Source organism: Halomonas sp. G11, assembly GCF_001663515.1.
Taxonomy (GTDB): Bacteria; Pseudomonadota; Gammaproteobacteria; order Pseudomonadales; family Halomonadaceae; genus Vreelandella.
Genome location: NZ_LYXG01000040.1, coordinates 23,744 through 50,065, shown reverse-complemented (window position 1 = coordinate 50,065; position 26,322 = coordinate 23,744). Strand labels below are relative to the sequence as shown.

Genomic DNA, 26,322 nt, shown 5'->3' with positions numbered 1-26,322 from the left:
TATTTAGATGCTTACCGGCAAAGGTGATGTCGGGCACACGTCAGGTTGCCCGACCCGTAAAGCCTAACACGCTCAGGAGTTTGTCCACAGCATGTCGCAAGCGTTGAACATTGCCTCGGTATTGCCTCGGCGTCAGCGTCGCCATAGCCTGGCACGGTGGTGGCTGGCAGGCCTGTTGGTTGGCTGCTTATTGCCGACCAACCTGACCTACGCGGAAGCGCTACGGGGTGGTGAGCGCAGCGTGGTGGCGTGTATTTGGGTACCCGCCGTATTGCGCGCGCGGACGCGCTTGATGGCAACCCGGCGTCGCGCGCTGCGGCGCTTCTGGGTTGTGGTGAAGCCCTTAGTGTCGCCTAAACCTTTTGCATTCAAGCGTTTTGTTAGTGTGCTAGTGGCCGCACATGATGTATTCAGTCGTCGTGGCCCCCCTCAGATTCCCCCGTTTTACGGCCGATAGACAGTCAACCTTCTTCATCAATGGAACGGGGTGACCCTGCCAAGGGCGCTCGTGGCTAGTTGGAAACTACATGATCAATAATTTATTACGTAAGGTCGTCGGTTCAAAAAATGACCGTGATGTGAAACGCATGCTCAAAAGCGTGCAGCACGTTAATGCGCTGGAAAGTGAGTTCGAGGCATTAAGCGATGCCGAACTGCAGGCCACCACGGCAACATTGCGCCAGCGACTGGCGGACGGCGAATCGCTGGACAGCTTAATGCCGCACGCCTTCGCGATGGTTCGTGAAGCCAGCAAACGCGTCATGGGCATGCGTCACTTTGATGTGCAGATGGTTGGCGGGATCACCCTGCATCGTGGCCGTATCGCTGAAATGAAAACCGGCGAGGGTAAGACCCTGGTGGCAACGCTCGCTGTTTACTTGAATGCGCTACCGGCGAAAGGCGTTCACGTGGTGACGGTGAACGACTACCTGGCCCGCCGTGATGCTGAATGGATGCGCCCGCTGTATGAGTTTTTAGGGCTCACCGTCGGGGTTATTTTCAGCGGTCAGACCAGCGCCGAAAAGCGTCATGCGTATCACTGCGATATTACCTACGGCACTAACAACGAGTTTGGTTTTGATTATCTGCGCGATAACATGGCCTTTTCGCTTGAAGATAAAGTCCAGCGTGAGTTGCACTACGCGATTGTCGATGAGGTGGATTCGATCCTGATCGATGAAGCGCGTACGCCGCTGATTATTTCAGGTGCTGTGGACGAGAATACCGATCTGTACAAAGTGGTTGACCGTCTGTCGCAGCAGTTGGAAAAAGGCGAAAAGTCCGAGGACGACGAAACGCCGGTCACGGGGGATTTCGTCCTCGAGGAAAAGCAAAAACAGGTTGAACTGACCGAGCAGGGCCACAATAAGGTCGAGGCACTCATGCGTGAAGAGGGGCTGCTGGGGGAAGATGACTCCCTGTATGCGGCTCAAAACCTCAACCTGCTTCAGCACATGCACTCGGCGTTGCGAGCTCGCTATCTCTACCACCGTGACGTTGACTATATGATCTCCGACGATCAGGTAGTGATCGTCGACGAACACACCGGGCGCTCCATGCCGGGGCGCCGTTGGTCGGAGGGTCTGCACCAGGCTGTCGAAGCTAAAGAGGGCGTCACCGTTCAGCGCGAGAGCCAGACCCTGGCCTCGACCACCTTCCAGAACTACTTCCGCCTCTACGACAAGCTCGCCGGTATGACCGGTACGGCCGATACCGAGGCCTTCGAATTCCGCCAGATTTATGGGCTTGATGTGGTGGTGATTCCCACCAATCGGCCGTTGAAGCGTAAAGACCTCAATGATTTGGTCTACCTGAGCGCGGAAGAGAAATACGAAGCCATTATCCAGGACGTCAAAGTACAGACTGAGGCGGGTCGCCCTGTGCTGGTGGGTACGGCCTCCATCGAAACCTCCGAATACATTGCGCACCTGATGCGTGAGGCCAATCTCGCGTTCAACGTTCTCAATGCCAAGCAACACCAAAGTGAAGCCGAGATCATTGCCCAGGCGGGGCGTCCTGGGGCGGTAACGATCGCCACCAACATGGCGGGCCGGGGTACCGATATCGTGCTGGGGGGTAACTGGGAAGCTGAAGTGGCCAAACTCCAGCAGCCCAGCCAGGCGCAGATTGATGCCCTGAAAGCAGAATGGCAGGAGCGTCACGACGCCGTTCTGGAAGCCGGCGGTTTGCACGTGATCGGCTCCGAGCGCCATGAGTCGCGGCGGATCGATAATCAGCTGCGCGGCCGTGCCGGGCGCCAGGGTGACCCTGGGTCCACCCGCTTCTTCCTGTCCCTCGAAGACAGTCTGATGCGACTGTTCGGGTCTGACCGCGTCAAGCGTCTGATGCAGGCGATGGGCCTGGAGCGTGGCGAAGCCATCGAGCACAAGATGGTCTCCAATGCCGTGGAGCGAGCGCAGAAGAAAGTCGAGGGGCGCAACTTCGACATTCGTAAACAGCTCCTTGAATACGATGATGTGGCCAACGACCAGCGCCGGGTCATTTATCAGCAGCGTAACGACATACTGGCCGCTGATAACGTGGCAGACGCTGTTGCGGGTATCCATGAAGAAGTCATGGAAGAGGCCATCAGCGACTTTGTTCCGCCGCAAAGCCTGGCCGAGCAGTGGGACCTGCCGGGCCTGGAAGCGCACCTGAAAACCGAATTCAACCTGGATGCGCCGGTCGTCGAATGGGCAGAAGCGGATCAGCGCTTCAACGAAGAGAAGCTGCGCGAACGCCTGCACACCATGCACCGGGAAGCCTACGCCGCGAAAATCGACGCCGCCGGTGAAGCGCTTATTCGCCGGTTTGAAAAGCAGGTGATGCTGCAGGTTCTCGACACCCGCTGGAAAGAGCACCTGCAATCCATGGATCACCTGCGTCGCGGTATTCACCTGCGTGGCTATGCGCAGAAAAACCCCAAGCAGGAATACAAGCGTGAAGCGTTTGAGCTTTTTCAGCAGTTGCTGACGAACATCAAGGCAGACGTGACACGGATTCTCAGCCATGTACAGGTCCGCCAGCCGGAAGAAGTGGAAGCCCTGGAGCAGAAGCGTCGTGAAGCGCTGGAGCGTGAAAAAGCCACTGCTGCCAGCCGCCATGACGACCCGGACGCTGCCGCGGCCGACGAAACCGACGCGCCTAAAGAGGCACCTGGTGCCGATGGCCGTCCCGTTCGTCGCGAAGGCCCCAAGGTTGGACGCAATGACCCCTGTCCGTGCGGATCGGGCAAAAAGTATAAACAGTGTTGCGGTAAGCTCGACTAAGTGCAAACGCCACGCTTAAGGAGATTTACATGGCGGTAGGATCAATACCCTTCCCCCCGATGCCGACTCTGGACGGGGTGCGTTTGGGTTCGGCCATGGCCGGGATAAAAAAGCCAGACCGTCGTGATGTCGTGGTCATTGAGTTGCCCGAAACGTCGACGGTGTCAGGGGTGTTCACCCGTAATGCCTTCTGCGCCGCTCCGGTGAAAGTGGCAAAGGAGCACTTTCAGCGTAGCGCTGAAAACGGTCAAGCTCCTCGCTACTGGTTGATCAATACGGGCAATGCCAATGCAGGCACCGGTGACGCTGGCCTTAAGGACGCCCGTGACAGCTGCACCTCGGTTGCCGAGCAGGTGGGTGCCAACCCCTATGCCGTGCTGCCGTTTTCCACGGGCGTGATCGGCGAGCCAATGCCCATGGCGCGCCTTCTTGACGGCATTCCTGTGGCGCTTGGCGATTTGGCAGGTGATGGCCAGGCCTGGCAGCACGCGGCTGAAGGTATTTTGACCACCGATACACGTCCCAAGGGGGCGAGTGTGACCTTGGCGATCGGTGACCGCGAGGTTGTCATCAACGGAATCGCCAAAGGCTCGGGCATGATCAAGCCCAACATGGCCACCATGCTGGGCTTTGTAGTGACGGATGCGGGAATCGATCAGGCATTGCTGGATCGCCTGCTGCGCGAAACGGTCGATCGCTCGTTCAACTGCATTACCGTTGACAGCGATACCTCGACCAATGACGCCTGCATGTTGGCGGCAACCGGCACGGGGTTGCGCATTGAAAACGATGCGCATATCGACATCTTTCGCAACGGTTTGCAGCGGGTAATGACGGAGTTGGCGCAGGCCATAATTCGCGATGGTGAAGGTGCGACCAAGTTTGTCACCTTGCAGGTCGACCAGGCTCGTAGCCGTCAGGAAGCGCTTGATGTGGCCTTTACCGTTGCCCACTCCCCCTTGGTCAAGACGGCACTCTATGCGTCTGATGCCAACTGGGGGCGTATTCTTGCCGCCGTTGGTCGGGCGCCGGTCGATGCGTTCGACGTTGAAAAGGTCATCATCGAGCTTGGCGATGTGCGCCTGGTGGAAAACGGCGGTCGAGCGGCAGGGTATACGGAAGAAGCCGGTAGCCAGGTGATGGCCAACGATGAGATTACCATCCGCATTTGTCTGGGGCGGGGAGACGAGAATGCCACAGTGTGGACGTCGGATCTCTCCCATGACTATGTATCGATCAACGCTGATTATCGTAGCTAAGCGACAAACGCTCGTCGCCGCTTCGACGTCAACAGATCTTAACAGCGATATAATACCGCTATCGCTCAGCGGGTGTGCACACAGTGGATAGAGACGTAATGAATATCATGGTTAAACGACGGGTTCATGTGGCAGCCGCTGCCATTATCAGTGCTGACAAGCAGCAGGTGTTGATTGCCAGGCGGCCTTCGAACGTTGATCACGGCGGACTATGGGAGTTTCCCGGCGGCAAGCTGGCCCCCTACGAAACCGGGTTGGAAGGCTTGAAACGCGAATTGCACGAAGAGCTGGGCGTCGAAATTATCAATGCGCAACCATTGATCCGGGTGCATCATGAGTATTCTGACAAACATATACTGCTGGATGTCTGGCAGGTGCATGCCTTTGCAGGTGAACCCTTTGGCCGCGAAGGCCAGGCTGTTCGCTGGGTCCCCATGGAGGAACTGGTCAACTACCCGTTCCCGGCAGCAAATTTGCCCATCCTGCGGGCTGTCATGCTACCGACCGAATACCTGATCACCGGTGAAGAAGCCGATGAAGCCCGTTTTGATGCACGGCTGACCCGGGCGTTAAACGAGGATAACATCCGGCTGGTCCAACTGCGCGCCAAGCAGCTGACGCACGATGCTTACGTGGCAAGGGCGCAGCGCGCGCTGACGCTGTGTCGCGAGGTGGGGGCGCGGTTGCTGCTCAATGGCGACCCCTCGCTGCTCGATCAGGTGGATGCCGACGGCATACATCTGACCAGCGAGCGCCTTATGCAGCTTGAGCGTCGGCCGATTGCGGAAAACAAATGGCTGTCGGCGTCGACCCATGACCCCAGGCAGTTGGAGCAGGCGGCTGCGCTAGGCTGTGACTTCGTCTCGCTGTCGCCATTGCGCACCACGCCGTCGCACCCCGATGTAGCCCCCATCGGCTGGCACGATTTTCAGCAGTGGGTGGAGCGCGCTGGCATGCCGGTCTTTGCGTTGGGCGGCATGACGCGTTTTGATGCCAATCACGCCCGCGCCGTGGGCGCCCAGGGGATTGCCTCCATCCGCGATTTCTGGAAATAGGCAGGGCATCAAAAACGCCTGTCTGGTTAATCCCAGGCAGGCGTTTTGCCTAACAACAGAAGGGCGTCCGGCGGCTAGTCCCTGAAGCGGCGGGTCAGCTCGCCATAGGCATCGATCCGACGGTCGCGCAGGTAAGGCCAGATACGCCGCGTGTTCTCACTGCGGGCCATATCGACCTCCACGACCAACTGCTCAGACGTCTCTCCGGCTCTTGCCAGCAGTTCACCCTGTGGCCCGCAGATAAAACTGCCTCCCCAAAACTGGATGCCTGCACCCACGCTAGACGGATCGGCCTCAAACCCAACCCGGTTGGCGACGACCACGGGTAACCCATTGGCGACGCCGTGAGCGCGCTGGATGAGCGTCCAGGCGTCCTGCTGACGGGCCTTCTCGGCAGCGTCGTCGTTGGGGTCCCAGCCGATGGCGGTGGGGTAGAGGAGCAGCTCGGCGCCGGCAAGGGCCATCAGGCGCGCGGCTTCGGGATACCACTGATCCCAGCAAACCAGCACGCCCAGACGGCCCAGAGAGGTGTCTATCGGCGTAAACCCCTCGTCGCGGGCGGCGTCGTGATCGCCGGGGGTGAAGTAGAATTTCTCGTAAAAACCGGGGTCGTCGGGGATATGCATCTTGCGATACTGGCCCACGCGGCCCTCGGCACGGTCATATACCACCGCGGTATTGTGATAGAGCCCGGGCGCGCGGCGCTCGAACAGCGAGCCGACGAGTACGATGTCCAGCTCCCGGGCCAACTCGGCGAGCCGTTGGCCCGTGGGCCCGTCCAGCGGCTCGGCCAGGTCGAACACCGAGGGGTCTTCGTATTGGCAGAAATAGTGCGTGGCATGCAGTTCCTGGAGCAATACCAGCTGAGCACCCTGCTGCACGGCGTCGCGAATGCCCGCTTCACTGGCGGCCAGACTTTGGGTCTTGTCGGGCCAGGCTTGCTGTTGCACGATGCCGACGGTGACGGGGCTTTTCATGATGATTCCTCCGCGGTCTGATGAGCAGTGGCGAGCGTGCCTTGGGGGAGCTGCATGGTTAAACAATGCAGGCTGCCGTGTTGGCGAATGACGTGACTGCACTCGATGGGAATGAGCGTATGTTCGGGAAAGGCGACCGCCAGAGCGTTCAGCGCAATAACGTCGGCGGGGTCCCCGTAGGTGGGTACCAGTACAGCCCCATTGATGATCAAAAAATTGGCGTAAGTGGCAGGCAAGCGGCGACCATCGTCGGGTGCATAGCAGGCCTGAGGCCAGGGCAGCGGAATTAGCCGATAGGGCTCGCCATTACGCTGCCGAAACGCCTTGAGCTCCTGCTCCATCGCTTGCAGGGCTGGGTAGTGAGGATCCGTCGGGTCGTCACAGCGCACATAGGCGATGGTTGTCGGGTTGCAAAAACGCGCCAGGGTATCAATGTGGCTATCGGTGTCGTCGCCTTCCAGATGGCCATGAGCCAACCACAGCACGCGATCTATCCCTAAGTCTTCCTCAAGCTGTTGTTCCAGCTGCCGCCGGGTCATCTGCGGGTTGCGGTTGGGATTGAGCAGGCAGGCCTCGGTGGTGAGCAAGGTGCCGTCGCCGTCCGTCTCAATCGCGCCGCCTTCCAGCACTAGCTCCCGAGGGCTGACGGGGCAGTTCCACACGCCTTCCTCGGCAAGCCGCTGGGTCAGCCGATTATCGCGATCGGCAGGAAATTTGCCGCCCCAGCCGGTGAAGGTGTAATCCAACAGTTGCAATGTCCCCGTTTCATCGGCGACGGTAATCGGCCCGTGATCCCGTGCCCAGGTGTCGTCGCTGGGCGCGACACACAGCCGTAACTGACCTTCGGGTACTCCATAGGCGTCGAATGTCGCTGCCAGGCGTGTGCGCGTGGCGTCGTCAGGCACGCTGATGAGCACTCGCTGATGGCGGGTCACGGCGATGACAATACGCTCGAGTGTGCCTTCAATGCCGCCCAGGAGTGCCTGCCAGTCGCCATCCGGGCATGGCCAGGTGAGTTGAATGCCATCCTGAGGATGCCACTCGGGTAATAAACGATAGGTCGAAGTGGTCAACGTAAAGCCGCTCGCAGCGAAGATAAAAGAGGGCGCGTCGGGCGCCAGTCGAATCGGCGCAATGTAGGGGCTGGCGCGAAAAGTTGCAAGTATAGAGAATCATGAGGGAACGCTGGCGGCGGATGTGCCTCTAAAGCCCGCTTACACATATGCAGCGATGCTAAAAAAACCGTACCATGAGCGCTGACTTATAAGGAATGACGCCATGCTTGATCGTTTGCCTTTTCTGGTGGGGCTGCGCTACGTGCGCGCTAAACGCCGAAACCATTTTATTTCGTTTATATCGCTGACTTCCATGCTGGGACTGATGCTGGGCGTGGCGGTACTGATTCTTGTTCTGTCGGTAATGAACGGGTTTGACCACGAGCTGCGTACCCGAATCCTGGGTATGGTGCCGCACGCCAAAATCGAAGCTCGCGAGGGCATGGTGGAGTGGCAGTCGCTGGCCGAAAAGATTATGCAGCGTGACCGCGTCGAGGGTGTCGCCCCCTACGTCGAACAGCAGGGCATGTTTTCGGTGGGCGGCAACAATGAAGGCGCCATGGTCAACGGTATCCATCCCGACTGGGAAGATAAGGTATCGATTATTGGCGAGCATATGCAGCGAGGCGAGTTAAGCGACCTGGTGCCGGGCGAGTGGAATGTCGTGCTGGGATCCATGTTGGCCCGACGCCTGGGCGTCGATGTGGGCGATCGCGTGACCTTGCTGGTTCCTGAGGCCTCGATTACCCCGGCGGGCGTATTTCCGCGTCTCAAACGCTTCACCGTCAGCGGCATCTTTAGCGTTGGTGCCGAGCTTGACGCTAACTTAGCTTACGCTAATATCGAGGACATGCAGACGCTTGGCCGTCTTGGTGATGCGATCGGCGGGCTGCGTCTTGAACTGGACGACCTGTTTGTCGCCGGTAGCGAAACACAGGCTATCCTCAACGAACTGGGCCCTGGCTATCGAGGCAGTGACTGGACCTATTCACAGGGCAACCTTTTCCAGGCAATCCAGATGGAAAAACGCATGATTGCGCTGTTGTTGACGGTCATTATTGCGGTCGCCGCCTTCAATATTGTGTCCACTCTGGTCATGGTCGTCACCGACAAACGGGCCGATATCGCCATACTGCGAACCATCGGTGCCACCCCGCGTTCGATCATGGGGATTTTTATCGTGCAAGGGTTGGCTATCGGTTTTATCGGGATTGCCTTGGGCGTCGCTGTCGGTGTGTTGCTCGCCCTGACGATTTCCGATCTGATCGGCTGGGTCGAAGGCTTCATGAATATCAAATTCCTCGATGCAGGGGTCTACTTCATCAGTGACTTGCCGTCGCGTTTATACTTTGAAGATGTCCGAAACATTGTGATGGCCGCCTTCGGGTTGACGTTCCTGTCCACGCTTTACCCGGCTTGGCGTGCTGCACGTGTCCAGCCTGCCGATGTGCTGCGCTATGAATAAGGAAGCCAACATGTCTGAGACGACATCGAACAATGCCCCTGTAATGCTTAAATGTGAAGGCTTGACCCGCACCTACAGTGAAGGGCCGCAGGATTTAACCGTCCTCGATACGCTTGACCTGCAAGTGCATGCGGGCGAGCGCGTTGCCATTGTGGGTAGCTCAGGGTCGGGCAAGACGACACTGCTTAATTTGTTAGGCGGCTTGGACCGGCCTACTGCAGGCGATGTAGTGATCGCGGATCAACCGCTGGCGGGGCTGAATGAGACGGCGCTGGGGCGGTTTCGCAACCGTTATATCGGCTTTGTCTATCAGTTCCACCACCTGCTTGCCGAGTTCACGGCGGTAGAAAACGCCGCGTTGCCGTTGATCATTCGCGGGCAAGCGAAAAAAACGGCCGAGCAACGCGCCATGCAGATCTTGTCGCGGGTGGGCATGCAGGACAGGGCCGATCACAAGCCGGGTGAATTATCCGGTGGGGAGCGTCAGCGGGTGGCCATTGCCCGCGCGCTGGTCACGGACCCCAGCCTGGTATTAATGGATGAGCCCACGGGCAATCTGGACCAGACCACGGCCGCCACCATTCTGGCGCTAATGGATGAGCTGGCGCGCGAAAGCGCCTGTGCCTTCGTGATTGTCACCCACGACATTGGCCTGGCGGGTCATCAGGATCGGATGATGAAACTGGATGGAGGAAAGCTCGTACAGCAGCCTTAATCGTCGAATTCGGCTTCGATCCGGGCACGCCGCTGCCGTCTCTTTTGGCGGCGGCGCTTCCAGTGGTGGGAAACGTGCCAACGCCAGATCAGGCGCACGGCAATATTGGCCATTACGGCCAGGACCAGGGCCGATACCAGAGAGCCAAGCAGCAAAGCGGGCATGATGTTATGCATTTGCTCGGCCAGCCATTGCGTCGAAAGGCGGGAAGGCGCCTCACGTGCAGGCGTATCCAGAAAAAAGGTCCCAATCCAATAGTTACCGTAAAAGAATAGCGGCATGGTCAGTGGGTTGGTAATCCACACCAGGCCAACCGCGAGGGCAAGGTTGCAGCGGCTGAAGCGAGCACCTATGGCCGCGACCACCATTTGGCAGGGAATCGGCAGCATAGCGCAGAAAAGCCCCACACTGAACGCATTGGCGACGCTGCGTCGCGTCAGTTGCCACAAGCGCGGGTCGGCAATCAGCGGCGCCATGAAACGCAGCGACCGCTGACGCTTTAGCGTATCGGGCTTGGGCATATAGCGTTGGAAGAAACGGCGAGGCATGTCGGACACTCTTGCCTATGAATGCCGCCCATTATCCATAAGGGACAGGGTTTCGGCTACGCCAAGGCGGCGATAAGGCAGGGCCAGGGAGGGCAGTATGCGCATTGGGCTTGCGATGCCCGTTGCAGTGGCCGTAATGGCGGGAGCTGTTCTTGGCCGTTGGCTGGGGCCAGCCGGTAATACGCTGCCAGTGACCTCGGCGCTGGGTATTTTGCTGCTTGTCCTGGCAACAGTGCGTTTGCGCTATTGCCTTTGGCTGGCGATCGTCTGCTGGGGAGTGGTGGCCATCCCATCCCAGTGGGCGCGTCAACTGCCACCCGGCCTTTCCGGCGAGGATGTTCGGGTTGACGGGCGTATTATACAGACCCAGCAGATAAGCGGTGGCCTGCGTCTGTTAGTGGAAGTGGATCGCTGTGAGGCCCCGGACCTTCGGCCAGGCTGCGAGCGCCTGCAAAGGGTGCGGGTCAGCGCATACGCCCCGGAGCCGCCATTGCCTAAACCAGGCGAGCGCTGGGTGATGACGCTGCGTCTGCGTCCGCCCAACGGCTTTATGAACCCCGGTGCTTTCGACTATGCCCACTGGCTATGGCGTGAGGGTATCGATGCGACCGGCTATATCCGCCAGGAACCTTCTGCTCAGCGGCTAACCGCTGCCCCTTTCTCACTGCGCCACCAAGCACATGCCCTGCTGGAAAAGCAACCGCTTTCGCCGCGCACACGGCGTTGGCTTGCGGCGCTGACGCTCGGGCTGGGAGACCAGCTCACCCGGGATGACTGGAAGCTACTCAACGCCAGTGGTACGACCCATCTGGTCGTGATCTCCGGTTTGCACGTGGGGTTGGTCGCTTCTTTCGTCTTGCTGTTAGCCCGCGGAGCCGCGCGCAAGCTGACGCCGGGCAACTGGCGCCTGAGGGCGTGGCCCTGGTGGCTGGCGGGCTCGGCGGCCTTCGGTTATGCGGTACTGGCGGGCATGGAGCCACCGGCCATGCGCGCCATGATCATGAGCGTTGTGGGTCTCTGGGTGTTGAGTGGTCGCCACGCACCGGGGCCCTGGCAAGGCTGGTGGCTGGCACTAGCCGCTGTACTGGTGATCGATCCCGTTGCCCTTTGGCAACCCGGGTTATGGCTGTCGTTTCTGGCCGTTGCCTGGCTGATCATCATTTGGCAAGGCAGGCCACGCCCGCAGGGCCTGCGCGGATGGTGCTGGGCCGTGCTGCGGTCCCAATGTCTGCTGGCCCCGCTAATGGCGGCGGCGGTGCTCATCGCGTTTGGCCGGGTAGCGCCAGCGGCTCCCCTGATTAATCTGGTCGCCGTTCCCTTCATGAGCCTTTTCATGGTGCCGCTGGCGCTGCTGGGTTGGTTGCTGACGCCAGTGCCTTACGCGTCGACGGTGGTCTGGTGGTTATTCGAGCAGGGATTGGGGGGCTTTTACAGTGCCCTGGAAGTGGCAGTGGTGCATTGGCCGTTATGGGAACCGCCGCGCTACCTGCAATTGCCGTGGGCAGTGGGGCTTCTTGTGATGGCGTTATGCTGGGGGCTGCCCGGCACGGCAAGGTGGCTGAAGCTAGGGGCGCTTATCATTGTCATGTGGGTGCCTTTTTGGCCAGCGTCGTCACGCCCCGCAGGCGATGACTTGCTTATCACCGTTTATGATGTGGGGCAGGGCCAGTTGATAGAACTGCGGAGCGCCCATCAGCGGATGTTGGTGGACACGGGGCCGCGTTATCGCTCGGGGTTCATGCCGCTTGAAACCCTGTGGCCGCCGGGGCAGCATTTCGATCAGGTGCTTGTCAGCCATAGCGATAGTGACCACGCAGGGGGCGTGCAGGCGCTTCGCGACCAGCACCAGGTGGATGAATGGCGTGCACCTGCCCAGGAACCTATTGCGGTGCAACGTCTTGACTGTCAACGGGGCGATGAGTGGCAACGGGATGGCGTGCATTACCGCGTATTGTGGCCCAACGCGGACCAGGGCGAATCCTCCTCCAATGACCGGTCGTGCGTGCTGTCGGTTCAGATGGGCCAGCAGCAGGTGTTAATCACCGGCGATGCCGGTCGACAGGTCGAGCGGCGGTTGATCGGAGATCTCAGATCGCCCGTTACGGTATTGGTCGCGGGGCACCATGGTAGCGCCTCGAGTTCGGGGCTGCAGTTCGTGCGGGCGGCCGATGCCCGGCATGTTATTTTTAGTGCCGGGCGCGATAACCCCTTTGGTCACCCCAATGACGACGTTGTGCGGCGTTTTCGCGAGCAGGGGAGCTGTTTATGGAATACTGCCCAAGATGGCGCCGTCCAGTTACGCCTCTCCCCTGATGCCCCGCTTGAAATAAATTCCCTGCGCGGGTCGGCGCCTCGACAGCGGTGTTGATGCGCAGCGCCATCAGGTAGAATCCTCCCACTGCACGCTATTGCTTAGGAGCTCGTGTGACTGACTCAGGCTGGATCCTCTATAAACGTTTATTAAGCTATGTAAAGCCGCACTGGCGTGCTTTCAGCCTGGCGCTGGTGGGCTTTGTCATTTATGCCGCGTCAAGCACAGCGCTGGCGGAAATGATGAAACGCCTGATTGACGGCATCCAGAATCCCGACGCCTCCTTCCGGCTCTTTCTTCCGTTATTCGTCATCATCATGTTTTCCGCGCGGGGTATCGGGACTTTTCTGAGTACCTACTTCATGGCCTATGTCGGGCGCTATGTGATCCATACGCTGCGCTGCGATGTCTTTGCCCACATGCTCCACCTGCCGGGCATGTTTTTTGATCACCATTCCAGCGGTCATCTGGTGTCCCGGGTGACCTACCATGTGGAACAAGTGGCGGGTGCTGCGACCAAGGCGTTTACCATCCTGCTACGTGAAGGCTTGTTCGTGATTGGCCTGCTGGGCTATTTGCTATGGACCAACTGGATGCTGACGCTGCTGTTTTTAGGCGTCACGCCGATTATCGCAGGCGTGGTGAGCTACGCCAGTAAACGCTTTCGCAGGCTTTCCAAGCGCATTCAGAACTCCATGGGCGACGTCACCCATGTGGCCTCTGAAGCGCTTTCAGGCCATCGGGTGGTTCGCACCCATGGCGCGGAAATGTATGAAAGGCAGCGTTTCGAGCGCGTCAGTGAAGAAAACCGTCGCCAAAGCATGAAGGAGGCGATGACACGTGCCATCAGTTCACCGGTCATCTTGATTCTGGTGGCGATCTCGATGGCCATTCTGGTCTGGCTGGCCATGGCACCCTCACTGATGGCCAGTATGACGCCGGGTGAGTTTGTTGCCTTTATTACGGCCGCCGCCCTGATGATCAAGCCGGTTCGACAGCTGTCGGAAATCAACAGCGAAATCCAGAAAGGGATTGCCGCCGCCTCCGAACTGTTCGGCCTGCTGGATATGGTTCCCGAAAGCGATAGTGGAACATATCGGGTCGAACGGTTAGCGGGGCGCGTCAAACTTGAAAATGTCAGCTTCCGCTATGCCGAAGATCAGCCCTATGTCCTTCAAGATATCAATCTTGAGGTGGCAGCCGGCGAGATGGTAGCGATCGTGGGGCGGTCCGGCAGCGGCAAGTCGACCCTGGTGAGCTTGCTGCCGCGCTTTTACCACCCCAGTGAGGGGCGTATCACCATCGATGATGTGCCACTGGAGGACTACGCGCTACGTCCCCTGCGTCAGCAAATGGCGCTGGTCTCACAGCAGGTCACGCTGTTCAACGCCTCGATTGCCGATAACATTGCTTACGGCGTGGATGATCCAGACCCTGCGGCCATCAGGTCGGCGGCTGAAGCGGCCTACGCCGACGAATTTATCGACCAGCTTCCCCAGGGATATGACACGGTGGTGGGGGAAAACGGCGTGATGCTGTCAGGCGGTCAACGCCAGCGGTTGGCCATTGCGCGGGCGATTTTCAAGGATGCCCCGCTGCTGATTCTGGATGAGGCCACCTCTGCCCTGGATACCGAATCAGAGCGTTATATCCAAAAGGCGCTTGAAGATGTCTGCCAGGGGCGCACCACCCTGGTGATTGCCCACCGGTTGTCCACCATTGAGCGCGCGGATCGGATCATCGTCATGGATCAGGGGCGCATTGTTGAACAGGGCAGTCATCAAACCCTGCTGGCGGCAGGCGGTGCTTACGCGGCGCTGCACCAGTTGCAGTTTCAGGAGCCCCAGTGAAGCTTGCCGACCGCTGGCTTGCGGGTGCCTACCAGGGCAGCCGCTGGCTGAGGCCTTTGCAGCCCTTGGGCAAGCTGTATGAAAGGCTGATGCTGCGTCGGGCGCGCCAGTTTCATACCGGCAGGCGACCCGCATGGCGCGCGCCGGTGCCGGTCATCGTTGTGGGTAATATCACCCTGGGCGGTACGGGTAAATCACCGCTGGTGGCATGGCTGGGAAACCGGCTGGCAGCACAGGGCTGGTCGCCGGGTATCGTGTCACGCGGCTACGGCGGCAGTGCCGAACGCTACCCGCTGCGGGTGACGCCGACGACACCGGTAAACGAGAGCGGCGATGAGCCGCTGATGCTGGCCCATCAGACAGGGCTTCCGGTCGTGGTCGACCCGCAGCGAGCCCGGGCGGCGGAGACCCTTGTCCGGGCCGGTTGCGACCTGATTATCAGCGATGATGGTTTGCAGCACCTTGCGCTGGCGCGCGATATTGAACTGGTGGTGATCGATGGCGCACGTGGACTGGGGAATGGCCATTGCCTGCCCGCAGGGCCGCTGCGTGAATCGCCAGACCGGTTGAAGGGCGTCGATGCCGTGATCGTGAATGGCGATAACGCTTGTGAGCTGCCGGTAGAGGGCGTCACCATGCACCTGAGGCCATGCGGCTGGCGCAGGCTTTGCGATGGTCAGCGGTTTCCGCTGGCGCCTTTACCGTTCAAGGCCCCGGTCAACGGCCTGGCTGCCATCGGCAATCCCCAGCGCTTTTTTGCAACCTTGATATCACTGGGGGTGACGGGTGAGTGGCATCCGTTGGCGGATCACCAGCCGCTGAACGAGGCGCTGCTGAACCGGTGGAGAGGTCGTCCACTGGTGATGACCGCCAAGGATGCCGTGAAGTGTCAGGCGTTCGCCCCGCCGGATAGTTGGGTTCTCGATGTGGAAGCCGTGCTTCCACCTGATTTTGAGCATTGGCTGACAGACAAACTGTCAGCGCTTACCTGAGACAGGAGAAACGCTCATGGATAAGGAACTGCTGGCCATGCTGGTCTGCCCGCTGTGTCAAGGCAAGTTGAAATTCGACCGCGAGGCCCTGGAGCTACACTGTGTTTACGATGGCCTCGCCTATCCGATTGAAGACGGCATTCCGGTGATGTTGCCAGAGGCGGCACGTGCGCTGGATGTCGATGAAAAACTGACGCCGTCACCAGGCCGCACAGGAGAGGGGTGAATGGCGTTGTCGTTTACCGTGGTGATTCCCGCCCGCTATGGCTCAAGCCGGTTGCCGGGCAAGCCACTGCTGGATATTGCGGGAGAGCCGATGATCGCCCATGTCTGGCGACGCGCCTGCCAGAGCCGCGCCAGCCGTGTCGTGGTGGCCACCGACGATGCGCGTATCAAGACGGCCATGGCGCCTTACGGTGCCGAGGTCGTCATGACGCGCGAGGACCATGCCTCCGGGACCGACCGGCTCGCCGAGGTGGCCGATCAGTTGGCGTTGGACGAGTCGGCGCTGGTGGTCAATGTTCAGGGCGACGAACCCTTGATTCCCCCGGCGCTGATCAACCAGGTGGCCGAACGCCTGGCGGACGACGATCAGGCTTCCATTGCGACACTGGCGGAACCGATTACGGATATCGATTCGTTGTTCAACCCCAATGTCGTCAAGGTGGTGCGTTCGTTTCAGGGGCGGGCGCTGTACTTTTCCCGGGCACCGATTCCCTGGGACCGTGAACATTTTTCGCAGCCCCCCGCGGTACTCGGCACGGATGCGTGGCTGCGCCATATTGGCCTTTATGCCTATCGGGTCAGCTTTCTGCATGCCTACTGCGACTGGCCTGCGTCGAGCCTCGAGCAGCTCGAGCAGCTCGAACAGCTGCGCGCACTGCAGTATGGCCATACGATCCAGGTTGCGCTGGCCTGTGACGTGAACCCGGCCGGGGTCGATACCGCTGAGGATTTAGCCCGTGTACGCGCGCTTTTGGCGCCAACACAGCAGAAGGAGTGAACCGTGAAAGTGCTGTTTGTCTGCTTAGGTAATATCTGTCGGTCGCCCACTGCAGAAGGGGTATTTCGCCGCGCGCTGGAACGCGCCGGGTGGCAGGATCGCGTGGTCGTCGACTCCTGTGGCGTGGGGCGTTGGCACCTGGGTAATGCACCTGACCCACGCGCCCAGGCAGCGGCCGAACAGCGAGGTATCGACATCAGTGGTTTAAGGGCTCGCCAATTGCAAGCGCAGGATTTCACTGAATTCGACTATGTACTGGGGATGGATCGCGACAATCTTCGCGCCATGTTGGCCATGAAGCCTACTCACGCCAACGCCCATGTGGGGCTGTTTCTGGATTTTGCCGACCTGGCGGAAAGCGAGGTGCCGGACCCTTATTACGGTGGTGATGAAGGCTTCGAGCGGGTATTCAATCTCCTGGAGGCCGCTGCCGAAGGTCTGGTTGCGCATATCCAGCGTGGCAAGCAATGAGCGCACTGGCAGTCCAGCGCGAAGTCGACCTGAGCGGTGCCAACACGCTGCGTCTTCCGTGTGTGGCCGAACGGTACGCGGCGCCCCGAACATTGGTTCAATTGCAGCAGGTGCTTGCCCAATCCAGGCGAGAAGGGTGGTCGGCAACCGTGCTGGGCGGCGGCAGTAATGTGCTTTTGCCCGCACGGCTCAGCGGCATCGTCATTCGACCATTGCTTGATCAGTGGTGGCTCCAGACGCAGGGCGATCAACTGCTTGCGCATGTGGGGGCGGGCGTGAACTGGCACCGACTGGTCATGTCGCTGGCAGCGTCCGGGTTATGGGGTACCGAAAACCTCGCCCTGATCCCTGGCGATTGCGGTGCAGCCCCGGTGCAGAATATCGGCGCTTACGGCGTTGAGCTGGCGGATAGGTTGCACGCGGTGCAGGTGCTTGATCGGGCGACCGGTGAAGTGCGCTGGTTGAGCCGCGATGCCTGCCAGTTTGGCTATCGCGATAGCATCTTCAAAGGCGCACTGGCGGAAACGGTCATTATTACCCGGCTGGTGCTGCGACTGTCCCGTGAGCCCTTGGTGACGCTGGGTTATGGGGACCTGGCAACCCGGGTGCCTGAATCGCCTACGCCCCTGGAAGTGGCCAAGGCGGTATGCGCTATCCGCCGTGAAAAGCTACCGGACCCCGAAGAACTGGCCAATGCGGGCAGCTTTTTCAAAAATCCGTTCGTGACCGATCAACGGGCCGCGGCGCTACGCCAGCGCTATCCTGACATGCCGTGTTTTCCTCAGGGTAACGGGCAGACGAAGTTGGCAGCAGGCTGGTTAATCGACCAGTGTGGCTTAAAGGGATTTCGTCAGGGGGCGTTTGCGGTCCATGAACGCCAGGCGCTGGTACTGGTTCATTTCGGCGGCGGCAATCGCAAAGGCCTGCTGGCGTTGGCCAATACGGTCGCTGAGCGGGTCGCTGAACGCTTTGCCGTCAGGCTAACGCCCGAGCCGCGTCTGATCAGCGCTTGATCCGTTTCCGTTGCACACAAAAACGCCCCGCCGTTAACCACGGCGGGGCGTTCGTTTTATGCCACTTGGCTGACTCAGTCGTTAGTCAGCGTTCGTGTCGTTTGCCCGCTGCTTGCGTTTCTCGCGCGGGTCGTTATGTGCCCGGCTGCGACGACGACGCGGTTTTGCGGCTTCTTCAGTGCCTGCTTCGCTATTGGGCGCCGCCTGCTGGGCAGGGGTTGCCTCGGGCTGCGATGACGTTTCGGCCGCTGGTTCAGTGGCTGGTGCCTGCTCAGGCGAGACCTTCTCTGCAGCGCCTGATTCAGCAGTGTCATCTTTGGCTTGCGCTTCAGGACTCGCTTTAGCAGGGGCTTCAGCACTTACTTCAGGTGCGTTTTCGTCAGAAGTACTTTTTTCAGCAGTGCTTCCTTCAGAAGTGCTTTCTTCAGAAGAACTTTCTTTAGAGGTGCGTTGCTCAGGTGCCTTCTCCGATGCCTCAGGCGCTGACGCGACTTGCTCGCCATCGCTATCCTGCGGCGTCTGCGCTGTCGGCTGCTTGCTTACCTCAGCCGTATCATCGCTGGCGGCTGGCTTGGAGACGGCTTCAGAGGCGTTGTCAGGCGCGTCTGCATCGGCAGCTGGTGCGGCAGCCTGCTCCGTTGCTGTCGTCGGGGACGTGTTAGCGCCCGCTTGATCAGCAGTGGGTTCAGACTTGGGCGAGTCTTCCGTTGTTGGCGCCTGGGTGGTTGGCGCTTCAACGGCCTCGGCATGTGTAGAAGCCTCCTCTGATACAGTCGCTTGGTCCTGCGACTGCACCACGCCGGTGTCTTCATTCGATGCTGTATCGCCGCCTTTCGAGCGCGAATCGCGCTTCGGCTGACGACGTTGCTGCGTCGACTTGCGGGGTTTGGCCGCATTATCGGCAGGGCTTTCAGCCGTTGTGGTCGACGCCTCGTCGACGGAATCAGCGGTGCTATCTGCTGAAGAGGAGGTTGCTTCCTGTTCAGCGGGCGATTGCTTGGCCGTTTCCGCTGGCGCAGCGGCCGTTGGCTGAGTTGCCTGCGGTGCAGTCTCGGCGGTCGCGTGGTTATCTGCTTGGCGCTCGTTGCCGTTGCCTGTCACTGCGTCGTTTGACGCATTATCCGCCTCGCTGGGCGCCTTGGCGGCTTCTTCCTGAAGCTTTAGCTGCTCGGCTTCGGCCTTCGGGTTGATGGCCTGCTGACGCGTGCGCTGACGTGGGTTATTGCGCGTGCGCTTGGGCTTGCCGTCCTCCTGCTTGGCCGCCGACGTATCGGTGTTGGCCTTGGCAGCGTTTTTAGCGTCACTGGCATTCGCCTCACCGGCATTGCGCGAGGTGTCACGGTTCGATTCCCGACGGGCTTTGGGGGGTGCGCTTTTGCCTGCCGTTTCGCTGTCGCTGCCCTTGGCAGAACTTGCCGGTGCCGTGTCTTTCTGACGGTTTGGCTTTTTGTCATTGCCCTGGGCGACGTTGCCCTCATCCTGCTGGGGATGGCGGCGACGGTTGCGGGTCCGGCTGGGGCCGTTACGCTTTTCGTCGGTCTCGTTGCTGGCGCTGCTGCGCTGGGCATTGCCCGTATTGCTCTTGGCTGCACTATCGCTGCGCTGCCGGTTGTTGGGTTGCGACTCTTCACGACGAGAGGAAGAGGCACGCTCGGTTTTGCGCGGCGCGGCCGGTTCTGACGGGGTCTTGGTCTGCTCAGTGGACGCGGGGCGCTGCTCATCGCTGCCGAGCAGTTTGGCAAATCCGCGCATGAAGCGACCCAGCATGCTGGCGCCGTCGGTGTTGCTTGCGGGTGCTGGGCTTTCCGGGCTTGGCTCGTGCTGCAACGAGGCAGGCGCAGGTGCGTTGTGGGCAACGCTTTTAACCGCCGCTTCAGCGCGCTGGGCAGGAGGCACAAAGCTTGGCGCCGGTTCTTTGCCGATGTCGCTATCCGTGGATAGCTCAAAGCTTGAGAGCGTCTGGCTGTCGTCTTCGTCAAGGTGATCATCGCGCAGACGCTGAACGTCGTAGTGCGGCGTGTCCATGTCCGGGTTGGGCAGCAGCACCACGCGAACGCCCTGGCGGGATTCGATATCGGCCAGCACGCTGCGTTTTTCGTTGAGCAGGTACGTCGCCACAGGGACAGGCAAGATGGCGCGGATCTGCGCGCTGCGCTCTTTCATGGCCTCTTCTTCGATCAGGCGCATGATGGATAGCGAGAGCGAGCGTACATCGCGGATGGTGCCCTGACCGTTACAGCGCGGGCAGACCACGCCGCTGGTTTCGCCCAGCGACGGGCGCAGGCGCTGGCGGGACATTTCCATCAGGCCAAAGCGCGAGATGCGGCCGATCTGCACCCGGGCGCGATCCAGCTTGAGGGCATCGCGCATGCGGTTTTCGACTTCACGCTGATTGCGCGCAGGGCCCATGTCGATAAAGTCGATGACCACCAGGCCGCCAATATCGCGCAGACGCAGCTGGCGGGCGATTTCATCGGCGGCTTCCGAGTTGGTCTGCAGCGCGGTTTCTTCGATATCGCTGCCGCGGGTGGCGCGAGCCGAGTTGATATCGATGGAGACCAGGGCTTCGGTATGATCGATAACGATCGAGCCGCCCGACGGCAGTTTTACTTCGCGCTGGTAGGCCGTTTCAATTTGCGATTCGATCTGAAAGCGCGAGAACAGCGGTACTTCATCGGCGTAAAGCTTGATCTTCTGCTGGTAAGACGGCATCACCTGACGAATGAAGGCGAGCGCTTCCGCGTGTATCTCAGGGCTGTCGATCAAGACTTCGCCAATATCCTGGCGCAGGTAATCCCGCATCGCGCGGATGATCACGTTGGATTCGCGATAAATAAGGAAGGGCGCGGCGCGTTTGCCCGCTTCGGTCGTGATCGACTCCCAGACCTGAACAAGGTAGTCCAGGTCCCACTGCAGTTCTTCAGGGCTTCGGCCGATGCCAGCGGTGCGCACGATCAGGCCCATCTTGTCGGGCACGGTAAGATGGCTCATGGCCTCTTTCAAGTCGCTGCGCTCATCGCCCTCGATGCGGCGTGAGATACCGCCGGCGCGGGGATTGTTGGGCATCAGTACCAGAAAGCGTCCGGCCAGGCTTATAAAGGTGGTTAACGCCGCGCCTTTATTGCCACGTTCCTCCTTGTCGACCTGGACAATGACTTCCTGGCCTTCTTTGAGGACCTCTTTAATACTCGGGCGGCCGGAAACATCCTTGACGAAATATTCCCGCGAGATTTCCTTTAGCGGCAGAAACCCATGACGTTCGGCACCGAAGTCAACGAAGGCCGCTTCCAGTGAAGGTTCAACGCGGGTGATCTTGCCGCGATAAATATTGGCTTTTTTCTGTTCTCGTGCGCCGGACTCGATATCAAGGTCATACAACCGTTGTCCATCAACCAGAGCGACGCGCAGCTCTTCAGGCTGGGTCGCATTGATCAGCATTCTTTTCATAATGTCTCGCATAGCGTAGCGTGCCGACGAACCACCTTGGGGTGATGTGGCGAACCGCTGGGTGCTGCGTGCTTGTGCTCGGCGCATAGCGATGCTGACGCATTTTACCAGGAAGGCATGACCGCCGACCTGGCTAATTAGGCGTTGAGTACGTGGCGGAGGCAAGACATGTTTCGGTGGCTGTCACGTCCATCCGGCCCTGCTGACACCGCCAACACCTGGCATTCATCGATTCACCAACACCGTCATCGGCACGGTGTTGAACTTTGTCGTCTTAAGCAGGCAGCGCGTTGTGACGTTTCAGCCTGGCTACTTAGGACGTGGCGTTTTAAGCGATTGCCCACCGTTCAGGGTTGGGCACAATCTTCTCTGCCGTATTGAAAACGGGCGGCAGAGTTACTGCATTTTTTTACGGCGAGGGGTGGGTAATGCGTACACTGAGCCACGCCTCTTGCTTCGGCCTGCGTGTTAGTCGGGCAGGCGCTGGCCGATTATCATGTGGATACCATCAATTAGCTAATGACAACGCGATGCTATCAATGATCTCTATCGGCCGGTAAGCGCTTTGGAATATAACAGTAAAGCAAACGACCAGCAATTGACGCATTGGTGTTGGGTCTACGGTAGAATGCCGTTTTAGCCTATCAGCAGGAGTGCGCGGCAATGGCCGAAGGGCGTGAAGTACAGTGGGTGGAAATTGCCCAGGAACAATCTGGCCAGCGAATTGATAATTTTTTGATGACCCGCCTTAAAGGCGCGCCGCGTGCGTTGATTTACCGGATCGTGCGCAAGGGCGAGGTGCGCGTGAATAAAAAACGCATCAAGGTCGATTACCGGCTTCAGTCCGGCGATCTGGTGCGCATTCCACCGCTACGCCTGGCACCCCGCGAAGCCGTCAAGGAAGTCAGCGATAATTTGCGTGATCTGCTGGTCGGCAGCGTTATCATGGAGGGGCCGGACTGGATGGTGCTCAATAAACCGTCAGGGCTCGCGGTTCATGGCGGTAGCGGGGTGAAAATCGGCCTGATCGAAGCACTTCGTCAGGTGCGCGACGACCTGACGTTCTTGGAACTGGTTCACCGTCTGGATCGCGATACCTCGGGCTGCCTGCTGCTGGCCAAATCCCGGGATGCACTTGTCACCCTGAACGAGTCGCTGAAAAAGCACGGCATGGACAAGCGCTATCTGGCATTGGTGGCAGGCCGCTGGCCAGCACGCAAGACCTACGAAAGCGCCCGTCTGGATCGCTATGATGCGGGCAACGGCGAGCGGCGCGTCAGGGTGGACCCCAATGGTAAGGTGTCGCGCACCCATTTTGCGGTTGTCGAGACGTTTGCAAAAGCCACCCTTATCGAAGCCGAGCCGGTGACCGGGCGGACGCATCAGATCCGTGTGCATGCCGCGCATGCCGGTCATGCGCTGCTCGGGGATGACAAGTATGCCAATCGAGAGAGCGGTCTGCTTACCAAGCAGCTCGGGCTTGCCCGGCTTTTCTTGCATGCCCGCTCGCTGACGTTCCCCGAGCCTTCCAATGGACGCCCCGTCACGGTCAAGGCGCCGCTGCCCGAGGCGCTGGAAAATGCGCTTGATCGCGTGCGTCGATAAGGAGCTCCCATGCGCTATGAACTGGTTATCTTTGATTGGGACGGCACACTGATGGACTCGGTGCCGCGTATCGTGTCGTGCATGCAGGCGGCGGGGCTCGAAGCGGGGTTGGGGACGCTTCCCCAGCCGGATATCGAGAACATCATCGGGCTGGGGTTGCCTGAAGCCATTGAAACGCTTTGCCCGGGTATATCGCCAGAGCAGGCCGAGCGTCTTCGCCAAGCCTACGCGCATCAATTTGTGCATGTGGATACCACGCCCATGCGATTTTTCGCCGGTGTAGAAGATCACCTGGCGCGGCTTCGGTTAAATGAGGTGCAGAAACTGGCGGTCGCGACGGGTAAAAGCCGCCGTGGGCTGGACCGGATTTTCCAGGAGACAGGGAGCCTTGACTGGTTTCACGCCAGCCGCACCGCCGACGAGACACGCTCCAAGCCTCACCCGCAAATGCTGCAGGAATTGCTCGACGAACTCTCGATTCCTGCCGAACGGGCGGTCATGGTAGGGGATACCGAGTATGACCTGGAAATGGCGCGCTTACTCGGCATGCCCCGTGTCGGCGTCAGTTATGGCGTTCATTCCCCTGAGCGCCTGGCGGCCAGCCAGCCGCACGAGATCGTGCACAGTGTTGATGAACTTTTTACATGGCTACAGGGATAAATGATGAAGGACGATGATTCGCGCAGCGACATGGAAAACGATACATCGCCATCGGCCGAGCAGCAGAAGACGGAAGATCGTTGGACCCAGGGCCCCGAAGTGCCGCCTAATAAACAGCGGCATGAGGAAGCGGGGCATCCCGATGACGACGCCGATACGCTGCGTGAACGCCAGCGGTTGGCGCAGATCGAGATGATGGATCACTGGATTGGCGGTGTGTTGGCAGAGCAGCGGCGCTCGCGTCGTTGGAAGCTGTTTTTTCGCCTGTTGATGCTGAGCCTGTTCGCGGTGGCGCTGGGGCTGGGCATATACCGGTTCTATGCCCCGTCGGAAGCGACGCCCGCTGCTGCACACCTCGCCAGGGTGGATGTTAACGGCGTGATCGCCGAGGACGCGCCAGCCAATGCCGAGCGGATCATTGAAGGGCTGCGCAACGCCTGGGAAGCCGATAGCGCCAAGGCCGTGGTGCTTCATATCAACAGCCCGGGCGGCAGCCCTGTGCAGTCACAGCGGGTTTATGCGGAAATCATGCGGCTGCGCGAATCGGGGGATAAACCCATCGTGGCCGTCATTGAAGACATCGGTGCTAGTGGCGCTTACTACATTGCCGCCGCTGCTGACGACATCGTGGCGTCACCGGTGAGTCTGGTGGGTTCCATCGGGGTGATTTATTCCGGCTTCGGGCTGCAGGAAGTCATCGATCGGGTGGGCATCGAGCGGCGCGTGTTGACCGCCGGGGACAACAAGGCCTTTCTCGATCCCTTTCAGCCGTTTGATGACGAAGACGAAGAATTCTGGCAGAGCGTGTTGAACAGTACCCACCAGCAGTTTATCGATGACGTAAGAGCGGGGCGCGGTGATCGTTTGGGTGATGATGAATCCTTGTTCAGCGGCCTGGTATGGAGTGGCGAGCAGGCCCAGGCGCTGGGGCTGATCGACCAGTTGGGTAGTATCGATGATGTTGCCCGTGAGTACGGCGATGAGGTCGAGTGGCAAAACTACACGCCGAGCCTGGACCCGTTTGATCGGCTGACCCGGCGCTTCACTCGAACGGCCGCTCAGCTTCTGGGGGTCGACACATCCCCTTCGCCGCTGCGCTTTCAATCACCCTGAAGAAGGTTTTTGCCAAGCGGGTCGAGGCCCGCTTGGCGCAGCATGTCGCAAAGGGCGATCAAGGGTAGGCCTACCAGGGCGTTGGGGTCGTGCCCCTCCAGGCGTTCGAACAGCGCGATGCCCAGGCCCTCCATGCGAAAGCTGCCTGCACTATCTAGCGGTTGTTCTTTAGCGACGTAAACGCTTATTTCCTCTCGGCTTAGCTGCCGGAAGACCACCTCGAAGGGCTCTACGTGAACGCGGTGCGTCTGATGGCGGGTATCGAGTAGTGCCAGACCTGTCAGGAAGGTCACCCGTTGGCCGGAAAAGCGGTTGAGGTTATGTTCGGCGCGCTCGCTGGTACGGGGCTTGCCAAGGATGTCGCCCTCGAAGACGGCAACCTGATCAGAGCCGATAATCAAGTGGTCGTTAAACCGTTCGGCCACGGCGTTGGCTTTGCTTAACGCCAGTCGATGAACCAGCTGGTGCGGTGTTTCTGCATCTCTGGGCGTTTCATCGATATCGGGCGAGCAGCATTCATAGGGCATCTGCAGGCGGTCGAGAAGCGCGCGGCGCGAACGCGAACTTGAGGCCAGGACAAGCGCAGGCGTTGTATGAGGCATGCAGTTTTCCTCCGTGAGGTAAGTGTCGTTTGCGGTCAATGGGTATGATGGGTGCCCAGTTTACCCAAACTGGGGGCTTATCCTACCGCGCGACCATAAAGAATTGCGTCCTTGGCTTTGACACCAGCATGGGGAGTGCCTATCATTGCGCGCCTATGTTGACCTCACAACTCCCCAGCCGGGTTGAGCCTTATAAGCTTGCAGCCCGCCGCGAACGACTCGAAGGCCTGGTAGCGCTCGATAAGCTGCCACGCCTCGCCGAAGAAGCCGGACTCCAATCGGGCGACTGCCACGTCGTGCTCGAATTTGGTGTCGATGCTCAGGGGCGACGTGAAATTCGTGGTCATATGCAAGCGACACTGGCGCTGCCTTGCCGCCGTTGTCTGGAGCCGCTCAGCCAGCACGTTACCAGCGATTTCCTGTTAGGGATGGTCGCTGATGAAGGCTTGGCCGGAGAGCTGCCAGCCAGTCATGAGCCGGTGCTGGTGGAACATGAACAGCTGGACTTGCTGACGGTCGTTGAAGATGAACTGATCCTCAGTCTGCCCCAAGTGGTTTACCACGAGGAAGCAGAGTGCCACGTTTCGGCAGAGCAACTGGTCAGCAAGACAGAAGGCGGGGAGCAGGAAACAACCCCCGTCAATCCTTTCGCGGTGCTTAGCACGCTGAAAGGCAAGAAGTAAGCACCCATAATCCGACAGACCCTGGAGTACTCCCATGGCAGTTCAAAAGAACCGTAAAACTCGTTCCAAGCGCGGTATGCGTCGTAGCCACGATGCGCTGACCGCCCCGACGCTGTCTCAAGACAAAGAAACCGGCACCACCCACCTGCGTCACCACGTTTCGCCGGATGGTTTCTACCGCGGTCGCAAGGTGGTTGACGCGTAAAGCGTCTCTGCCGATCGATACGAC

Annotated in this window: 23 protein-coding genes; 18 read left to right on the top strand and 5 right to left on the bottom strand. The window is 59.7% G+C overall.

Going from position 1 to position 26,322, the window contains the following annotated elements; all coding sequences use genetic code 11:
• Window positions 1-91 precede the first annotated feature (91 nt).
• The 4 genes from ADS46_RS13970 (at window position 92) to ADS46_RS13955 (ending at window position 5,583) form a co-directional block, all read left to right on the top strand.
• A complete protein-coding gene (locus tag ADS46_RS13970; protein ID WP_066321050.1) occupies window positions 92-457 on the top strand; it encodes a hypothetical protein in 366 nt (121 codons plus the stop codon).
• Between the two features lie 70 nt (window positions 458-527).
• Window positions 528-3,269 (top strand): preprotein translocase subunit SecA, encoded by a 2,742-nt coding sequence (gene secA / locus ADS46_RS13965; RefSeq protein ID WP_066321049.1) that lies wholly within the window; start codon window positions 528-530, stop codon window positions 3,267-3,269.
• A 29-nt stretch (window positions 3,270-3,298) separates the two neighbouring features.
• Complete coding sequence (argJ, locus tag ADS46_RS13960; RefSeq protein ID WP_066321047.1) at window positions 3,299-4,528, top strand: bifunctional glutamate N-acetyltransferase/amino-acid acetyltransferase ArgJ; 1,230 nt, start codon at window positions 3,299-3,301, stop codon at window positions 4,526-4,528.
• Between the two features lie 98 nt (window positions 4,529-4,626).
• Window positions 4,627-5,583: a Nudix family hydrolase gene (locus tag ADS46_RS13955; RefSeq protein WP_234346838.1), complete on the top strand. Its 957-nt coding sequence runs from the start codon at window positions 4,627-4,629 to the stop codon at window positions 5,581-5,583.
• A gap of 74 nt (window positions 5,584-5,657) precedes the next feature.
• On the opposite strand, the gene ADS46_RS13950 is transcribed toward ADS46_RS13955, so the two are convergent.
• Both ADS46_RS13950 and ADS46_RS13945 read right to left on the bottom strand, forming a co-directional pair.
• Window positions 5,658-6,560: a carbon-nitrogen hydrolase gene (locus ADS46_RS13950; protein WP_066321045.1), complete on the bottom strand. Its 903-nt coding sequence runs from the start codon at window positions 6,558-6,560 to the stop codon at window positions 5,658-5,660.
• Window positions 6,557-7,633: an agmatine deiminase family protein gene (locus ADS46_RS13945; RefSeq protein WP_066321043.1), complete on the bottom strand. Its 1,077-nt coding sequence runs from the start codon at window positions 7,631-7,633 to the stop codon at window positions 6,557-6,559. Before ADS46_RS13945 ends, ADS46_RS13950 begins: the two co-directional genes overlap by 4 nt.
• Before the next feature lie 205 nt (window positions 7,634-7,838).
• On the opposite strand from ADS46_RS13945, the gene ADS46_RS13940 reads away from it, so the two are divergent.
• Complete coding sequence (locus ADS46_RS13940) at window positions 7,839-9,080, top strand: lipoprotein-releasing ABC transporter permease subunit (protein ID WP_066321041.1); 1,242 nt, start codon at window positions 7,839-7,841, stop codon at window positions 9,078-9,080.
• A gap of 10 nt (window positions 9,081-9,090) precedes the next feature.
• Window positions 9,091-9,795, top strand: a complete 705-nt coding sequence (locus ADS46_RS13935; RefSeq protein WP_066321040.1) for an ABC transporter ATP-binding protein — start codon at window positions 9,091-9,093, stop codon at window positions 9,793-9,795.
• Here the strand turns inward: ADS46_RS13935 and ADS46_RS13930 are convergent.
• Window positions 9,792-10,343: a DUF2062 domain-containing protein gene (locus ADS46_RS13930; protein ID WP_066321038.1), complete on the bottom strand. Its 552-nt coding sequence runs from the start codon at window positions 10,341-10,343 to the stop codon at window positions 9,792-9,794. The two genes, ADS46_RS13935 and ADS46_RS13930, sit on opposite strands and share 4 nt — an antisense overlap.
• 97 nt (window positions 10,344-10,440) lie before the next feature.
• Here ADS46_RS13930 and ADS46_RS13925 point away from each other — a divergent pair, with 97 nt between their 5' ends.
• The 7 genes from ADS46_RS13925 to murB are packed head-to-tail and all read left to right on the top strand — an operon-like array spanning window position 10,441 to window position 17,983.
• Window positions 10,441-12,711: a DNA internalization-related competence protein ComEC/Rec2 gene (locus tag ADS46_RS13925; protein ID WP_066321036.1), complete on the top strand. Its 2,271-nt coding sequence runs from the start codon at window positions 10,441-10,443 to the stop codon at window positions 12,709-12,711.
• A gap of 56 nt (window positions 12,712-12,767) precedes the next feature.
• A complete protein-coding gene (gene msbA, locus ADS46_RS13920; RefSeq protein WP_066321034.1) occupies window positions 12,768-14,504 on the top strand; it encodes a lipid A export permease/ATP-binding protein MsbA in 1,737 nt (578 codons plus the stop codon).
• A complete protein-coding gene (gene lpxK, locus ADS46_RS13915; RefSeq protein ID WP_066321033.1) occupies window positions 14,501-15,496 on the top strand; it encodes a tetraacyldisaccharide 4'-kinase in 996 nt (331 codons plus the stop codon). Before msbA ends, lpxK begins: the two co-directional genes overlap by 4 nt.
• A gap of 16 nt (window positions 15,497-15,512) precedes the next feature.
• Window positions 15,513-15,722: a Trm112 family protein gene (locus ADS46_RS13910; protein ID WP_066321031.1), complete on the top strand. Its 210-nt coding sequence runs from the start codon at window positions 15,513-15,515 to the stop codon at window positions 15,720-15,722.
• A complete protein-coding gene (gene kdsB / locus ADS46_RS13905) occupies window positions 15,723-16,499 on the top strand; it encodes a 3-deoxy-manno-octulosonate cytidylyltransferase (protein WP_066321030.1) in 777 nt (258 codons plus the stop codon). It abuts the gene before it with no gap.
• Window positions 16,500-16,502: 3 nt separating this feature from the next.
• Window positions 16,503-16,970, top strand: a complete 468-nt coding sequence (locus ADS46_RS13900; RefSeq protein ID WP_066321028.1) for a low molecular weight protein-tyrosine-phosphatase — start codon at window positions 16,503-16,505, stop codon at window positions 16,968-16,970.
• The gene (gene murB, locus ADS46_RS13895; RefSeq protein ID WP_066321027.1) at window positions 16,967-17,983 is read left to right on the top strand and encodes a UDP-N-acetylmuramate dehydrogenase; all 1,017 of its coding nucleotides are present in this window, start codon (window positions 16,967-16,969) and stop codon (window positions 17,981-17,983) included. Before ADS46_RS13900 ends, murB begins: the two co-directional genes overlap by 4 nt.
• A gap of 81 nt (window positions 17,984-18,064) precedes the next feature.
• Here the strand turns inward: murB and rne are convergent, their stop codons facing one another.
• Entirely contained in the window at window positions 18,065-21,430 is a 3,366-nt protein-coding gene (gene rne / locus ADS46_RS13890; RefSeq protein WP_066321026.1) for a ribonuclease E, read from the bottom strand.
• Between the two features lie 663 nt (window positions 21,431-22,093).
• Between rne and ADS46_RS13885 the strand changes: the two genes are divergently transcribed.
• From ADS46_RS13885 to sppA, 3 genes are read left to right on the top strand one after another with little or no spacing between them, the layout of a single operon-like run.
• The gene (locus tag ADS46_RS13885) at window positions 22,094-23,035 is read left to right on the top strand and encodes an RluA family pseudouridine synthase (RefSeq protein WP_066321025.1); all 942 of its coding nucleotides are present in this window, start codon (window positions 22,094-22,096) and stop codon (window positions 23,033-23,035) included.
• Between the two features lie 9 nt (window positions 23,036-23,044).
• Window positions 23,045-23,695, top strand: coding sequence for an HAD family hydrolase (locus tag ADS46_RS13880; RefSeq protein ID WP_066321024.1), 651 nt, complete (start codon window positions 23,045-23,047; stop codon window positions 23,693-23,695).
• 3 nt (window positions 23,696-23,698) lie between these two features.
• A complete protein-coding gene (gene sppA, locus ADS46_RS13875; RefSeq protein ID WP_066321023.1) occupies window positions 23,699-24,808 on the top strand; it encodes a signal peptide peptidase SppA in 1,110 nt (369 codons plus the stop codon).
• Here sppA and ADS46_RS13870 read toward each other — a convergent pair.
• Complete coding sequence (locus tag ADS46_RS13870) at window positions 24,796-25,410, bottom strand: Maf family protein (protein WP_066321021.1); 615 nt, start codon at window positions 25,408-25,410, stop codon at window positions 24,796-24,798. The genes sppA and ADS46_RS13870 overlap by 13 nt on opposite strands.
• Before the next feature lie 155 nt (window positions 25,411-25,565).
• Between ADS46_RS13870 and ADS46_RS13865 the strand changes: the two genes are divergently transcribed.
• Together ADS46_RS13865 and rpmF are read left to right on the top strand one after the other, a co-directional pair.
• Complete coding sequence (locus ADS46_RS13865) at window positions 25,566-26,093, top strand: YceD family protein (RefSeq protein ID WP_066321228.1); 528 nt, start codon at window positions 25,566-25,568, stop codon at window positions 26,091-26,093.
• A gap of 34 nt (window positions 26,094-26,127) precedes the next feature.
• Window positions 26,128-26,298 carry a 50S ribosomal protein L32 gene (gene rpmF / locus ADS46_RS13860; RefSeq protein WP_027335444.1) on the top strand — a complete coding sequence of 57 codons (171 nt, stop codon included), beginning with the start codon at window positions 26,128-26,130 and terminating at the stop codon, window positions 26,296-26,298.
• The last annotated feature ends 24 nt before the right edge of the window (window positions 26,299-26,322 follow it).

Excerpts from the sequence above, each read along its gene's own strand:
- ADS46_RS13970 (WP_066321050.1), top strand. The coding sequence starts at position 92 with ATGTCGCAAGCGTTGAACATTGCCTCGGTATTGCCTCGGCGTCAGCGT.
- secA (WP_066321049.1), top strand. The coding sequence starts at position 528 with ATGATCAATAATTTATTACGTAAGGTCGTCGGTTCAAAAAATGACCGT.
- argJ (WP_066321047.1), top strand. The coding sequence starts at position 3,299 with ATGGCGGTAGGATCAATACCCTTCCCCCCGATGCCGACTCTGGACGGG.
- ADS46_RS13955 (WP_234346838.1), top strand. The coding sequence starts at position 4,627 with ATGAATATCATGGTTAAACGACGGGTTCATGTGGCAGCCGCTGCCATT.
- ADS46_RS13950 (WP_066321045.1), bottom strand. The coding sequence starts at position 6,560 with ATGAAAAGCCCCGTCACCGTCGGCATCGTGCAACAGCAAGCCTGGCCC.
- ADS46_RS13940 (WP_066321041.1), top strand. The coding sequence starts at position 7,839 with ATGCTTGATCGTTTGCCTTTTCTGGTGGGGCTGCGCTACGTGCGCGCT.
- ADS46_RS13935 (WP_066321040.1), top strand. The coding sequence starts at position 9,091 with ATGTCTGAGACGACATCGAACAATGCCCCTGTAATGCTTAAATGTGAA.
- ADS46_RS13930 (WP_066321038.1), bottom strand. The coding sequence starts at position 10,343 with ATGCCTCGCCGTTTCTTCCAACGCTATATGCCCAAGCCCGATACGCTA.
- ADS46_RS13925 (WP_066321036.1), top strand. The coding sequence starts at position 10,441 with ATGCGCATTGGGCTTGCGATGCCCGTTGCAGTGGCCGTAATGGCGGGA.
- ADS46_RS13910 (WP_066321031.1), top strand. The coding sequence starts at position 15,513 with ATGGATAAGGAACTGCTGGCCATGCTGGTCTGCCCGCTGTGTCAAGGC.
- kdsB (WP_066321030.1), top strand. The coding sequence starts at position 15,723 with ATGGCGTTGTCGTTTACCGTGGTGATTCCCGCCCGCTATGGCTCAAGC.
- murB (WP_066321027.1), top strand. The coding sequence starts at position 16,967 with ATGAGCGCACTGGCAGTCCAGCGCGAAGTCGACCTGAGCGGTGCCAAC.
- rne (WP_066321026.1), bottom strand. The coding sequence starts at position 21,430 with ATGAAAAGAATGCTGATCAATGCGACCCAGCCTGAAGAGCTGCGCGTC.
- ADS46_RS13885 (WP_066321025.1), top strand. The coding sequence starts at position 22,094 with ATGGCCGAAGGGCGTGAAGTACAGTGGGTGGAAATTGCCCAGGAACAA.
- ADS46_RS13880 (WP_066321024.1), top strand. The coding sequence starts at position 23,045 with ATGCGCTATGAACTGGTTATCTTTGATTGGGACGGCACACTGATGGAC.
- sppA (WP_066321023.1), top strand. The coding sequence starts at position 23,699 with ATGAAGGACGATGATTCGCGCAGCGACATGGAAAACGATACATCGCCA.
- ADS46_RS13870 (WP_066321021.1), bottom strand. The coding sequence starts at position 25,410 with ATGCCTCATACAACGCCTGCGCTTGTCCTGGCCTCAAGTTCGCGTTCG.
- ADS46_RS13865 (WP_066321228.1), top strand. The coding sequence starts at position 25,566 with ATGTTGACCTCACAACTCCCCAGCCGGGTTGAGCCTTATAAGCTTGCA.
- rpmF (WP_027335444.1), top strand. The coding sequence starts at position 26,128 with ATGGCAGTTCAAAAGAACCGTAAAACTCGTTCCAAGCGCGGTATGCGT.